Origin of the sequence: Bacteroides rodentium JCM 16496, assembly GCF_000614125.1 — a bacterium.
GTDB lineage: Bacteria > Bacteroidota > Bacteroidia > Bacteroidales > Bacteroidaceae > Bacteroides > Bacteroides rodentium.
In genome coordinates this window covers 1-13,321 of record NZ_BAKJ01000035.1, presented here as the reverse complement: position 1 = coordinate 13,321, position 13,321 = coordinate 1, and the positions used below count along the sequence as shown (strand labels likewise).

Sequence of the window (13,321 nt, the reverse complement as noted above, 5' to 3'; positions counted from 1 at the left end):
ATTATTCAGCACGCAAAGTAAAGCGTTTGAAGTCAACAACCTTCAATTCAGGATCAGCCTCCTTCAATACTTCTCTAACTGTCTTCTTGCCGTCCATGATGTCTTCCTGGTTCAACAAGCAAACTTCCTTCAAGAACTTGCCAAGACGCCCCTTAGCAATATTCTGAATCATCTGCTCGGGCAGATTTGCAGCTTTCTCTGCAGAAACAGTAGCAATGATTTCCTTTGCCTTTGCTACATCTTCAGCAGTAATCCAGCCTTTGGTCATGTTGCTTTCCATGTGGTCTTCGCTGTCCACGTGAGCCGGGTTGATGCCTGCCTTCTTCAAAGCAGCCTCAACAGCCTTCTGTACTTGTTCAGCTTTTGTCTTTTCAATAGCAACATCTATTTCCTTCTGCTTGATTTCTTCGGATACGCCGTCTTCGTCTACTGCAATCGGGTTCATGGCAGCAATCTGCATGGCAACCTGCTTAGCCAGTCCTTCTTCAACAGCCTTGTTGAAAGCAACGATAGTGCAGAGGCCGTTCCTGTTCATGTGGTTATAAACTACAGTGCTTGCGCCTTCTACAGTCATGTAACCATCCAACTCCATCTTCTCGCCAGTAATACCGCTACGGTCTGTTACAGCATCCTGTACAGTACCGTTGCCCATCGGCAGAGCTTTTACTTCGTCCAGGGTCTTGCACTTGTTAGCTACAGCAAGCTCCAGAATATCCTGAGTCAGTTTCACGAAATCAGCATTCTGAGCCACGAAGTCAGTTTCGCACTTCAGAGCATGATAACGGCAAAGTCACCCGTAGTCTTAGCCAGCACACAGCCTTCAGAAGCCTCGCGGTCTGAACGCTTAGCTGCAACAGCTTGTCCCTTCTTACGGATAATTTCCATTGCCTTGTCGAAATCGCCTTCAGCTTCAGTCAAAGCATTCTTGCAATCCATCATACCAGCACCGGTCATCTTGCGGAGCTTGGTTATATCAGCCATACTTACAGCCATAATATCTTTTTATTTTAATTGTTAATAATGAAAAAAGTAGTTAGTAATCAGTAGTCAAGTAGTAAGTAGAAGAAACTCCATTTGCCAACTTACGTAAGCAGAGCATTCCTCTACTTACTACTCAACTACTTGCTACTAACTACTTCTTATATAATTAAGCCTCTTCGTCTTCCTTGATGAAAGCAGCAGCCTTAGCGGCATTGATTGCTTCCTCGTCGGACTTATCGAGTCTTGCTTTTGTAGCTTTCTTCTTGCCTTTGTTGGCAGGAGCTTCGCCAGCGGCTTCCATGTCTACCTTTTCAGCCTTACGTTCTTCCAGACCTTCCTGCATAGCAGCGCAGCAAGCATCAAGAATCACTTCTACTGACTTAGTAGCGTCATCATTTGCCGGGATTACGAAATCGATGTTCGTAGGATCGGAGTTTGTATCAACGATACCGAATACGGGAATACCCAGACGGTTAGCTTCACGAACTGCGATGTTTTCCTTCATTACGTCGATAACGAACAGAGCAGACGGCAGACGAGTCAGGTCAGCGATAGAGCCCAAAGTCTTGTCCAACTTTGCACGTTGACGTGAAATCTGAAGGATTTCTCTCTTGGAGAGGTTTGAATAGGTACCGTCGCTTGTCAGCTTGTCGATGGTAGCCATCTTCTTGACAGCCTTACGGATAGTCGGGAAGTTAGTCAACATACCACCCGGCCAACGCTCGATTACATAAGGCATATTTACAGATGCAGCCTTGTCGGCAACCACCTGCTTAGCTTGTTTTTTAGTAGCAACAAACAGGACTTTCTTTCCTGATTTAGCGATTTGCTTCAAAGCTTCAGCAGCTTCGTCAATTTTAGCAACCGTCTTGTTGAGGTCAATGATATGAATACCATTGCGCTCCATGAAGATGTAAGGAGCCATTGCAGGGTTCCACTTTCTTTTCAAGTGACCGAAGTGGCAACCGGCTTCCAATAATGTATCAAAATTTGTTCTAGACATTTTCTTTTAAATTAATCGTTTACTTTCTTTTTTGTTTCTTCTAAACCAACCGCCGGGTAGTCTGAATCTGAAGAGTCCCGGTAGTTTAGATACTAAACGCCTTTTCAGTTGAGAGTTGAGAGGTGAAAGTCGAGAATTAAGCAACTTGTCCGCCCCAACCGTTCTCCAACTCTTAACGTTTACTGAACTGGAATCTACGACGTGCTTTCGGTTGTCCCGGTTTCTTACGTTCAACAGAACGAGGATCACGAGTCATGAAGCCTTCAGAACGGAGAGCAGCCTTGTCCTCAGCATTGATTTTCACCAGTGCGCGGGCAATTGCCAAACGCAAAGCCTGAGACTGGCCGGTGAAACCGCCACCGCAGAGGTTCACTTTGATGTCGTACTTTTCAGCAACACCCAGCTTGTTCAACGGCTGTTTAACTACATACTGAAGAATGCTTGATGGAAAGTACTCTGCGAGGTCTCTCTTATTAATAGTAATCTTTCCGGTACCTTCGCTTACGAAAATACGTGCAATTGCACTTTTACGTCTGCCTAATGCATTTACTACTTCCATTATCTCTTATTTAAGTACGTTAATATCAATCATTTTCGGGTTCTGAGCATCGTGTTTGTGCTCGCTGCCGGCATATACATACATATTGCCCAGCAATTGTGCGCCCAACTTGTTCTTAGGCAACATACCCTTTACTACTTTTCTCAGTAACTTGTCATCACCGTTCGGTTTTGCCTGCAAGCGGGCAGGAGTGATTTCTCTTTGACCGCCGGGATAACCTGTATATGACAGATATACCTTGTCATTCCACTTGTTACCGGTTAATTTTACTTTGTCAGCGTTGATAATGATTACATTATCGCCACAATCTACGTGAGGGGTAAAGTTAGGTTTATACTTTCCTCTCAACAGTTTCGCAACTTTTGCGCCCAGACGACCTAAAACCTGGTCTGTAGCGTCAACAATGACCCATTCTTTAGTCACTGTAGCTTTGTTTGCAGAAATGGTCTTGTAACTTAAAGTATCCACTCTTAATTGTTTTTTAAAATGTTACTACTAAAATGTTTTTCTTCACCGCAAGCCAGTCATCCCGGACAATGGAAGATTAACTCGCTATGAATTAAATGCTTATCCTTTTGAGATAATAATCGGCTTGCAAAGGTACGGTTTTTCTTAGAACTGGCAAAAGTTTTCCACTTTTTTTTAGAGAGCCACTTGGCTGATATACAACAAACAAAGTTATCCTGCGGAGAAACGGAAGAATCTCCGCAGAACAACTCTTTATGATGCGGCCTTCATCGGCCAATGCCGTCATAGAAGACCTTCAAAGCTGCATTGAGAAAGAAACGGGAAAGAGAAAGAAATATCAACGGACAAGGTCCTCGGGGAATTTCGCGGGCATGCCCACCCGCTTCCATGTTTCATGGAACCATGTATTCAGTTCATTCCCATTCAAGTCCTTAGCTATAAAATACTTCAGGTACATTACCCCGTCGTCCCCTATTTCAAACTCCAATATATTGTCTTTGTGGTCCAACATGGGCAGATGGATGTTTTTCTCAATACTTTCCTTATAGGAATTATCCGTCAGCTGCTGATAAGTCCCATACCCCGTGATGATGGCATCCTTGCCAGGAATCATTGTAAAGTTGACAATGCGACCGTCATCACTCAGCACTTTAAAGGTATTACTCGGTTTCAATATCCCGGGAACATCCGGGATTTCGGACACATAATGACATAACTGCCAAATTCCTGCCAGTTCCGCAGGCCTAAACTCTGCGCTCTCCTGCGCATTGGCTCCCGCTACCGCAAGCAGCACCGCTGCCAGCATGGTAAAGAAATAGTTCCGTTTCATATTCGTATGATGTTGGTTAACGTTATGTCGTTCCGTTAGACACAAATATAAAGATTTATTTTGAGATTATAACATTTTTGGGTATAAAAAAACCGCACAAACAACAGAATGTTTGTGCGGATGATTTTTATCCGGTTTATACGCCTCCGGGAATTAGAACTCGGCGTTGCGCGGCGTACGCGGGAACGGTATCACATCACGGATATTCGTCATGCCCGTCACGAACAGCAACAGACGCTCAAAGCCCAAACCGAATCCGGAGTGGGGACACGTACCGAACTTGCGGGTATCGAGATACCACCACATATCCTTCATCGGGATGTGAAGTTCATCAATGCGCGTCATCAGCTTGTTGTAATCCGATTCACGTTCGGAACCGCCAATGATTTCTCCAATCTTCGGGAAGAGCACATCCATGGCACGCACGGTCTTGCCGTCTTCGTTCTGCTTCATATAGAACGCTTTGATTTCCTTCGGATAGTCAGTCAGGATAACCGGACGCTTGAAGTGGTCTTCCACCAGATAACGCTCGTGTTCGGAAGCCAAGTCAACTCCCCAGTACACCGGGAATTCAAACTTATGCCCTTTGGCAACAGCCTCTTCCAGTATCTTGATACCTTCCGTATAAGGCAGGCGCACGAAGCTTTCTTTCAAGACACCTTGCAGACGTTCAATCAAGCCCTTATCAAACATGTCATTGAGGAACTTCACATCGTCGGCACAGTTGTCCAAAGCCCACTGCACACAATACTTGATGAAGTCTTCCGCCAGGTCCATATTGTCCGTAATATCATTGAACGCCACTTCCGGCTCAATCATCCAGAACTCTGCCAAGTGGCGGGGAGTATTGGAATTCTCGGCACGGAACGTAGGACCGAATGTATAGATGGCCCCCAATGCAGTAGCGGCAAGTTCGCCTTCCAACTGTCCGGAAACAGTCAGACTGGCCTGCTTTCCGAAGAAGTCATCATCGTAAATAATGGAACCGTTCTCGTCTTTCTTCAGGTCGTAGAGGTTCTTCGTAGTCACCTGGAACATCTGGCCTGCGCCTTCGCAGTCGGAAGCCGTGATAATCGGAGTATGAAAATAGAAGAATCCTCTGTCATGGAAGAACTTGTGGATGGCAATCGCCATATTGTGACGAATACGGAACACAGCCCCGAACGTATTGGTACGGGGACGCAGATGGGCTATCTCACGGAGGAACTCCATGGAATGGCCTTTCTTCTGCAACGGATACGTGTTATCGCATGTTCCCAGCACTTCGATTTCGCGGGCCTGCACTTCGGCTTTCTGACCGGAACCGACAGATTCCGTCAGCACACCGTTTACACTCAAACAAGCACCGGTAGTAATCTCTTTCAGCATCTCCTCATCGAAGTTACCCAAGTCTACTACAATCTGCACATTATTTATTGTAGAACCGTCATTCAGCGCGATAAAGTTTACTTGCTTACTACCTCTGCGGGTACGAACCCAGCCCTTCACGTTGACCATAGCGCCAAAATCTTCACGCTTCAGCAGGTCAACAATCTTTGTTCTACTAATCTTTTCCATAAAACAGTTATTATACCTTATTATATATATTACTCAAAAGAACCCATGCGCAGGAAGTTCACCTCTTGTTCCGTGAGGTAACGCCATTCGCCGCGGCGCAAGCCTTTCTTGGTTAAACCGGCAAAATACACACGGTCCAGTTTCATCACCTTGTATCCCAGCGATTCGAAGATACGACGCACGATACGGTTCTTGCCGGAGTGGATTTCAATACCGACATCATCCTTCTTGAAGTCATCCGTATAGCTGATGGCATCTGCATGGATTTCCCCGTCATCCAGTTGAATGCCGGCTGCAATCTGCTCCATATCGGCTTTTGTCAGGTTCTTGTCCAAATGCACATGATATATCTTCTTCTTCAGATACTTGGGATGCGTCAGCTTGGAGGCCAGGTCACCATCGTTTGTCAGCAGCAATACACCTGTAGTATTGCGGTCCAGACGACCTACCGGATAGATACGTTCGTCACATGCGCCCTTCACCAAATCCATCACCGTGCGACGTGCCTGGGGATCATCCGAAGTAGTCACTGTATCTTTCGGCTTGTTCAGCAGGACGTAAATCTTACGTTCGATGCTGACCGTCTGGTCGTGGAACTTCACTTCATCGCCACGCTTAATCTTGGTTCCCAATTCCGTCACCACCTCTCCGTTTACTGAAACAACTCCGGCAGTGATGAATTCATCAGCCTCGCGACGGGAGCAAACACCGGCATTGGCGAGGAATTTATTCAGACGGATAGGCTCGTTCGGGTCCACAAACTGCTCCTTATATTCTATCTGTTTCTTCTTGCTGTACTTAGCATTGGGGTCATAATCGGCCGAACGACGGACTGGACGGCTATAGCTGTCTCTGTTGCCGTATCCGCCAGGTCTTCCACCACCCGAATTGAAGCGTGGACGATAAGGACGGTCACCACCCTCATTATTGTAGCGAGGACGCTGCGGACGGTCGCCATCTTCGCTGTTGTAGCGCGGACGATAGGGACGGTCCGTATTATAAGAACGGTCGCTGCTGTAGGAGCGGTCACTGTTATAAGGACGTTGCGGACGGTCACCACCCTCATTATTGTAGCGAGGGCGCTGCGGACGGTCACTATTATAAGGGCGTTGCGGACGGTCGCCACCTTCGCTGTTGTAGCGCGGACGGTAAGGACGGTCACCCGAATTGTTTCCATAAGGACGTTGCGGACGGTCGCCGCCTTCGCTGTTATAGCGCGGACGATAGGGACGGTCGCCATTATCGTTATTGTAACGAGGACGCTGCGGACGGTCACCATTGTCCGCACCAGGATTAAAGCGCGGGCGATAAGGGCGGTCACTGTTATAAGGACGCTGCGGGCGGTCGCCGTTTTCACTATTAAATCTGGGACGATAAGGACGGTCGCCATTATCACGGTTGTAAGACGGACGCTGTAGCCACCTTCCTTGTTAAATTGGTTACCATCGCGGCCGGCACCTGAGTTCTCCTCTGCGGAAGAAGCATCACGCCAAGTTTCGTTTTCTGTACTCATTGTTTTTTATTCGAATAAAATTAAACCTTGGCCTCACGGCCATTCATTGTCTCTATTATACCTTGAATTTTATATGTTTCTATAACAATTGCCGGACTAAAAAGTTGAAATTCCTCCGGCACACTTCTGAGGTTGCTTAAATTCCCGTATAAGTATGGGGAGTAATCACCCGCAATTCTTTCTTTATCTCTTCACTCACATTCAGTCCTTCTATAAATTCCTTGATGGACGCTTCCGTAATGGCCTGATTGGTACGGGTCAACGCTTTCAACGCTTCATAGGGATGCGGATAGGCCTCGCGGCGCAGAATGGTCTGGATAGCCTCGGCCACCACACTCCAGCAATTGTCCAGGTCACGGTAAATGGCCGGTTCGTTTAACAGCAACTTACGCAAACCCTTCAAAGAACTTTGTATGGCAATAATGATATGCCCGAACGGCATACCCACATTGCGGAGCACGGTAGAGTCAGTCAAGTCACGCTGCAAACGGGAAACCGGCAGTTTTACCGCCAAGTGCTCAAGAATAGCATTCGCCATGCCCAGGTTTCCTTCCGCATTTTCAAAGTCAATCGGGTTCACCTTGTGCGGCATCGCGCTGGAGCCCACCTCACCGGCTTTAATCTTCTGCTTGAAGTATTCCATAGAGATATATTGCCAGAAGTCACGGTTCATATCAATCATCACCGTATTGATGCGCTTCATGGCATCAAAGATGGCAGACAGATTATCGTAATTGGATATCTGGGTAGTATACTCCTCGCGTTCCAAGCCAAGCTTTTCGGAAACGAACTTATTGCCGAATGCCTTCCAGTCATATTCCGGATAAGCCACATGATGGGCATTGTAATTACCCGTAGCGCCACCGAACTTTGCTGTCACCGGGCAAGCCTTCAGCGTTGCCAGCTGGCGTTCCAGACGGTAGACAAACACCATTACCTCCTTGCCCAAACGGGTAGGCGAAGCCGGTTGTCCGTGTGTCTTGGCAAGCATGGGGATAGCGGCCCACTCTTCCGCATAAGCACGGAGCTGCGCTATCAGTTCCTCTATTTGAGGATAGTACACCTGCTCCAACGCCTCCTTTATAGACAAAGGAACAGACGTATTATTGATATCTTGTGAAGTCAGGCCGAAATGGATGAACTCCTTATAGTCGTCCATACCACCCAACTTGTCAAACTCTTCTTTCAAGAAATACTCCACAGCCTTCACATCATGGTTCGTCACGCTCTCAATGTCCTTAATGCGTTGCGCGTCGGCTTCGGAAAAGTTACGGTAAATGTTTCTCAAGGTTTCGAAAACACCCTTATCCACCCCTTTCAGCTGCGGCAAAGGCAACTCACACAGCGTGATAAAGTATTCTACTTCAACTTGTACACGGTATTTAATCAGTGCAAATTCTGAAAAATAGACAGCCAAAACATCTGTTTTGCCTCTGTATCGACCGTCAATCGGAGAGATTGCGGTAAGTAAATCAAGTTTCATACGTCGTATTTATGATGATAATTATCGGACTGCAAAATTACTGCTTTTTTCTGAGTAACAAGACATAAAGGATAAAGATTTTAAGAAAAGGAAGTTAATGGATAAAAAAAGTGGTCTTGCAATCACTTGCAAGACCACTTTCGAATGAAAATTTCCAGTGGGCGTTGACGGATTCGAACCGCCGACCCTCTGCTTGTAAGGCAGATGCTCTGAACCAGCTGAGCTAAACGCCCTTTTGATGAACGAAAGTGCTTGGATTTTGTGTGGGCGTTGACGGATTCGAACCGCCGACCCTCTGCTTGTAAGGCAGATGCTCTGAACCAGCTGAGCTAAACGCCCGTACACTTCCGTTTCAAAAGCGATGCAAAGGTACAGCTTATTTTGACATTACCAAAACTTTTGCATAATATTTTTCGATATTTTTTTAGTCATTTAGCGACACACTCTGTTTTTCAAGCATTTAGCACGTTCACTTTTTTGCCTCATTTTTCCGGATAACCTTTGCCGGATTGCCAACGGCTATGCTATCGGATGGAATATCTTTCGTCACCACACTACCCGCCCCGATGATACAACGGTCGCCGATGGTGACGCCCGGACACAATATGGCACCGCCGCCAATCCAGCAATCCTCTCCTATCGTCACCGGATAGGCATATTCCTTTTCCGTACGACGCTCGATATAATCCATCGGATGATGGGGAGTGTATATCTGTACGCATGGACCGACCAACGTATGGGCACCAATCGTGATATATCCCCCGTCCAGGAAAGTACAATTGGCATTGACAAAGACATGCTCACCCAGCCGGATACCATCCCCGTGGTCGCAATGGAAGGGCGGGCAGATGATGGAAGTAGCGGGAATACCCGGCACCAGTTCCTCCAACAAGCTCCGGTAATCCTCATCGTAAGTACTCATCACACGCATCTTTGCCAGCAAGCGCTTGGCATGCTCGAACTTCATTTGTATCTCCGGAACGGACATATCTGCCAACTGGGAGCTACGCATTTTTTCTACTTCATTCATATTATTTCTTCTTTTGATTCATAATAGGGATTTATAGTAGAACAGAAATGGTTTGCGAAAAGAAAAGCGAATAGAGAGAGTATCTTAATTCCCCTCCTCCGGGAGGAGGGGTGCCCAACGGGCGGGGTGGTAGGGAGCATAAAGCTATGAAAAACAGTACAGTGTGTATCGCTACCACCTCCCCCTACGGGTACTCCTCCTCCCCGGAGGAGGAGAAGTAAGTTACCCCGTATTTTTTCGCAAACCAATTCTGTTCGACTATAACTCCGAACAAAGATAGGGGAATAAACCCAGTATACCAAAAGAGCGGAAAACCTTTCGGCCTTCCGCTCCTGCAATCGTTTACAGAGCAAACAAATTATTTGTACTCCTGCCAGCTCTTAATCTGGATACCTTCCAGATTCATTTCGCAGAATGCCTCGATAAAGGCACTTGCCAGGCGGGCATTGGTAATCAACGGGATATTGTGGTCGATGGCGCCGCGACGAATCTTGTAGCCATTGGTCAACTCACGTTTCGTATGGTTCTTCGGAATGTTGACAATCAGGTCGAAAGCATGGTCGGCAATCATCGTCATCACATTATTTTCCGCATCCGGACGTTCATCCGGCCAGTAAACGGCTTCCGTCGTCACGCCGTGAGCGTTGAGGAAAGCGGCTGTACCTGCCGTAGCATAAATCTTATAGCCTTTGGCAAAGAGCATGCGGCTGGCATCCAGCAAATCTACCTTGGACTTCATGGCTCCGGAGGAGAACATCACGCCCTTTTCGGCACGGGGGATTCTGAATCCGGTAGCAATCATGGCATTCAGCAAAGCTTCGGAGAAGTCGTCGCCAATGCAGCCCACCTCACCGGTAGACGACATGTCTACACCCAACACCGGGTCTGCCTTGTGCAGACGGGAGAAGGAGAACTGGCTTGCCTTTACACCGATGCGGTCGATGTCGAATGCCGACTTGTCCGGTTGTGTATAAGGAGCGTCGAGCATGATGCGGGTAGCAGTCTCGATGAAGTTGCGCTTCAGCACCTTCGATACGAACGGGAAGCTGCGCGATGCACGGAGGTTACACTCGATAACCTTCACCTCGTTGTTGCGAGCCAGGAACTGGATGTTGAAAGGACCGGAGATATTGAGTTCCTTTGCAATCTGGCGGCTGATTTTCTTAATGCGGCGTGCCGTTGCAAAGTAAATCTTCTGTGCCGGGAATACCAGCGTAGCGTCACCGGAGTGTACACCGGCAAACTCTACGTGCTCGGAGATGGCGTATTCCACCACTTCACCGTTTTGGGCAACAGCGTCGAACTCGATTTCCTTGGTGTTCTGCAAGAACTGGGATACAACAACCGGATATTCCTTGGATACTTCGGCAGCCATCTTCAAGAAGTTCTCCAACTCCTCTTCGTCGTAGCATACGTTCATCGCAGCACCGGAGAGCACGTAAGACGGACGCACCAGTACCGGATAGCCCACCTTCTCTACAAAGCCTTTCACATCTTCCAAGCTGGTGAGTTCCTGCCAAGCCGGCTGGTCGATGCCCAGCTGGTCAAGCATAGCGGAGAACTTGTTACGGTTTTCTGCACGGTCGATGGAGATGGGAGAAGTACCCAGTACGGGAACTGACTGGCGGTGAAGCTTCATAGCCAGGTTGTTCGGAATCTGTCCACCCACTGAAACGATGACACCGCGCGGCTGTTCCAAGTCGATAACATCGAGCACGCGTTCGAAGGAGAGTTCATCGAAGTACAGACGGTCGCACATGTCGTAGTCCGTAGAAACGGTTTCGGGGTTATAGTTAATCATGATGGACTTGTAGCCCAACTTGCGGGCAGTCTGGATGGCGTTCACCGAACACCAGTCAAACTCTACGGACGAACCGATGCGGTAAGCGCCCGAGCCAAGTACAACCACTGATTTTTCATTCTTGTAATAGTTCACATCGTAACCCTGAACGGCGTACGTCATGTAGAGGTAGTTCGTCAGTTCCGGATGTTCGGAAGCCACCGTATTGATGCGCTTCACGGCAGGCAGGATGCCCAATTCCTTACGACGGGCACGTACGGCAAGGTTTTCCTTCTCCATATTGCCTTGCGGATTCAGTACGAAACGGGCAATCTGGAAGTCGGAGAAGCCAAGCACTTTTGCTTCGCGCAGCACGTCGGCGGGGATGTCTTCTACCTTATTATATTGAGAAAGTTTCTGCTTGTAGTCTACGATGTTCTTCAGCTTGCCCAAGAACCAGGGATCAATCTTGGTTAGCTCGAAGATACGGTCGATGGTATATCCCTTCTCCAAAGCCTCGGCAATGGCAAAGACACGCAAGTCGGTGGGGTGAGACAGTTCATAATCCAGGTCCTCGAATTCCACGCCCTCATTACCCACAAAGCCGTGCATTCCCTGACCAATCATGCGCAGACCTTTCTGGATGATTTCTTCGAAAGAGCGACCGATGGACATGATTTCGCCCACGGACTTCATGCTCGAACCGATTTCGCGGCTGACGCCTACGAACTTCGTCAAGTCCCAACGCGGAATCTTGCAAATCAGGTAGTCAAGCTGCGGAGCGGCGTATGCAGAGTTGGGAGTTCCCATCTCGCCAATCTGGTCGAGCGTATAGCCCAGCGCAATCTTGGCAGCCACGAATGCCAGCGGATAACCGGTAGCCTTGGAAGCCAAAGCGGAGGAACGGGACAAACGTGCGTTCACCTCGATGACGCGATAGTCGTTTGTCTCGGCGTTGAACGCATACTGGATGTTACACTCGCCCACGATGCCCAGGTGGCGGATACATTTGGTGGAGAGTTCCTGCAGCATCTTCACCTGCTCGTCGGTCAGCGAGCAAGTGGGAGCCACTACGATGGACTCACCCGTATGGATGCCCAGCGGGTCGAAGTTCTCCATGCTTGCCACGGTGAAGCAGTGGTCGTTGGCATCGCGGATTACCTCGAATTCAATTTCTTTCCAGCCTTTCAGCGACTCTTCTACCAGAATCTGCTTGGAAAAAGTGAAAGAGCTTTCGGCCAATTTAATGAAGGCTTCTTCGTCCGGACAAATACCGCTTCCCAGTCCACCCAGGGCGTAAGCCGAGCGCACCATCACCGGGTAGCCGATTTCGCGGGCTGCCTTCAGTGCGTCTTCCATGCTCTCCACAGCGTGGCTCTTCGGAGTCTTCATCGGAATTTCGTCCAGTTTCTTTACAAAGAGGTCGCGGTCTTCGGTGTACATAATCGCCTCAACGGAGGTACCCAATACGCGCACGCCATATTTCTGAAGAATTCCATTCTGGTAGAGTTCCGTACCGCAGTTCAGTGCCGTCTGTCCGCCGAATGCCAGCAAAATGCCGTCGGGACGTTCTTTCTTGATGATTTCTTCCACAAAATAGGGAGTCACCGGCAGGAAATAGACTTGATCGGCGATACCTTCCGATGTCTGGATAGTAGCAATGTTCGGGTTTACCAAAACAGAACCGATACCTTCTTCGCGCAACGCCTTCAGCGCCTGCGAACCGGAATAGTCAAACTCTCCGGCCTGACCAATCTTGAGCGCACCAGAGCCCAAGACAAGCACTTTCTTTAAATTCTTTTCCATATTCTCTTGTTGTCTATTAAGTTACGAGTTACAAGCTACGAACTACGAGTTGTAGCTATTTCACAAAAAAAATGCGTCACCCAACAAAGGATTAACGCATTACCAAAGAACTAAAAATATCTTTCTCGAAAAAAGAGAAACCGACGGCTCCCGAATGAAATTCATTCGAACGGAGGTTATATTTGCTTCTCATTTCCTGCGATTGCATAGTCTCTTTAAAATTTGTGCAAAGTAACGACTTATTTACGAAAAGAGCAAATTGTGGCATGTTTTTTTGGAAAAATATTCAGCCTGTTCTTCGGTATGAAGAGT

The 13,321-nt window shown here is 47.9% G+C and carries 8 protein-coding genes, 2 tRNA genes and 2 pseudogenes; all 12 read right to left on the bottom strand.

Annotated elements, in window-relative coordinates; genetic code table 11:
• Position 1 precedes the first annotated feature (1 nt).
• Positions 2-993 (bottom strand): annotated as a pseudogene (gene tsf / locus JCM16496_RS14770) (translation elongation factor Ts).
• Positions 994-1,147: 154 nt separating this feature from the next.
• Positions 1,148-1,984, bottom strand: coding sequence for a 30S ribosomal protein S2 (gene rpsB / locus JCM16496_RS14765; RefSeq protein WP_025835242.1), 837 nt, complete (start codon positions 1,982-1,984; stop codon positions 1,148-1,150).
• 172 nt (positions 1,985-2,156) lie between these two features.
• Positions 2,157-2,543, bottom strand: coding sequence for a 30S ribosomal protein S9 (rpsI, locus tag JCM16496_RS14760; RefSeq protein WP_005829603.1), 387 nt, complete (start codon positions 2,541-2,543; stop codon positions 2,157-2,159).
• 6 nt (positions 2,544-2,549) lie between these two features.
• Positions 2,550-3,011, bottom strand: coding sequence for a 50S ribosomal protein L13 (gene rplM, locus JCM16496_RS14755; RefSeq protein WP_025835241.1), 462 nt, complete (start codon positions 3,009-3,011; stop codon positions 2,550-2,552).
• A gap of 337 nt (positions 3,012-3,348) precedes the next feature.
• Positions 3,349-3,840, bottom strand: coding sequence for a DUF4488 domain-containing protein (locus JCM16496_RS14750; protein WP_005829599.1), 492 nt, complete (start codon positions 3,838-3,840; stop codon positions 3,349-3,351).
• 153 nt (positions 3,841-3,993) lie between these two features.
• Positions 3,994-5,397, bottom strand: a complete 1,404-nt coding sequence (asnS, locus tag JCM16496_RS14745; protein ID WP_005829597.1) for an asparagine--tRNA ligase — start codon at positions 5,395-5,397, stop codon at positions 3,994-3,996.
• A 29-nt stretch (positions 5,398-5,426) separates the two neighbouring features.
• Positions 5,427-6,910, bottom strand: a pseudogene (locus JCM16496_RS14740) (pseudouridine synthase).
• A 136-nt stretch (positions 6,911-7,046) separates the two neighbouring features.
• Positions 7,047-8,393 (bottom strand): adenylosuccinate lyase, encoded by a 1,347-nt coding sequence (gene purB / locus JCM16496_RS14735; protein WP_025835237.1) that lies wholly within the window; start codon positions 8,391-8,393, stop codon positions 7,047-7,049.
• A gap of 158 nt (positions 8,394-8,551) precedes the next feature.
• Positions 8,552-8,626 (bottom strand) — tRNA-Val (locus JCM16496_RS14730).
• Positions 8,627-8,657: 31 nt separating this feature from the next.
• A tRNA-Val gene (locus JCM16496_RS14725) sits at positions 8,658-8,732 on the bottom strand.
• A 130-nt stretch (positions 8,733-8,862) separates the two neighbouring features.
• Complete coding sequence (locus tag JCM16496_RS14720) at positions 8,863-9,423, bottom strand: sugar O-acetyltransferase (RefSeq protein ID WP_025835235.1); 561 nt, start codon at positions 9,421-9,423, stop codon at positions 8,863-8,865.
• Between the two features lie 358 nt (positions 9,424-9,781).
• Entirely contained in the window at positions 9,782-13,009 is a 3,228-nt protein-coding gene (carB, locus tag JCM16496_RS14715; RefSeq protein WP_025835232.1) for a carbamoyl-phosphate synthase (glutamine-hydrolyzing) large subunit, read from the bottom strand.
• Positions 13,010-13,321: the final 312 nt, after the last annotated feature.